Source organism: Microvirga sp. HS2, from assembly GCF_055792805.1.
Genome location: NZ_JBVVAJ010000099.1, coordinates 1 through 1,188 on the forward strand (window position 1 = coordinate 1; position 1,188 = coordinate 1,188).

Annotated in this window: 1 pseudogene; it reads left to right on the plus strand. The window is 67.3% G+C overall.

The annotated features are described in order from the left end of the window. Positions 1–35: 35 nt before the first annotated feature. Positions 36–818 (plus strand): annotated as a pseudogene (locus ACS5Q0_RS27475) (protein tyrosine phosphatase family protein); the annotation flags it as partial. Positions 819–1,188: the final 370 nt, after the last annotated feature.

A 1,188-nucleotide genomic window follows, 5' to 3' on the forward strand; every position in this document is an offset into this window, starting at 1 on the left:
GCGCCCCTTCCCCTGAGCTTGCAAGGAGGCCTTCCATGAAGCTCGCGACGATCACGCCTTTTCTGTCTGTGGCCGACCAGCTCACCGAACAGGACATCGGAAGCGCAGCCGCACAGGGATACAAGTCCATCATCAACAACCGCCCGGACGGCGAGGCCGAAGACCAGCCGCGGAGCGAAGCTCTTGCGGCGGCGGCCGAGCGCCTGGGCTTGGCCTACCGGCACATCCCGGTGGCCTCCGGCAAGGTCACGGACGAGGACGCCGCCGCATTTGCGCAGGCGCTGGGCGAAGTGAGGGGGCCCGTGCTGGCCTTCTGCCGGACCGGCACCCGCTCCACCACCCTGTGGGCCCTGTCCGAAGCCTGGCACCTCGATCCAGAGGCCATTCTCAAGGTAGCGGCTGACGCGGGCTACAATCTGGAGGGCTTGAGGCCCCGGCTGGAGGACCGGAGCCGCACCGGCGCTCCTGTTCGCGCCGGCAATCTGCCGAAGCCCGACAATGTCGTCCCCCTTCGCCCCGCCACAACCTACGACGTTGTCATCGTGGGCGGCGGCGCAGCCGGCATCTCAACGGCTTCCAGCCTTCTTCGGCGCCGGCCCGGGCTGTCCATCGCGGTCGTCGAGCCGCGGGAAACCCACTACTATCAGCCGGGTTGGACCCTCGTGGGCGGTGGTGTCTTTGACCGCAGCCAGACGGAGCGCCCGATGGCGCAGGTGATGCCGCGTCAGGTGCATTGGATCCGGGCCGCGGCGGCCGGCTTCGAGCCGGAGCACAATCAGGTGGTGCTTGAGGATGGGGAGCGGATCGCCTACCGCGTTCTGGTCGCCGCGCCCGGCATCGAGCTGCACTGGGACGGCATCGAGGGCCTGCGCGAGACGCTCGGTCGCAACGGCGTGACCTCGAACTACATGTTCGAGATGGCGCCCTACACCTACGAACTCGTGCGCTCCTTGCGCGGCGGGCGGGCCCTATTCACGCAGCCGCCGATGCCGATCAAATGCGCGGGTGCGCCGCAGAAGGCGATGTATCTGTCCTGCGATCACTGGCTTCGCAACGGGACGCTCAGGGACTATCAGGAATTTCGTGTGGGGCCTTACGATGATCATGAGGGAGACATCGCATGGCACGCCGCAAGGACCCCCGGATACCCGACCATCTGCTCGATCAGTTGCTGGCCGGGGCTGACGC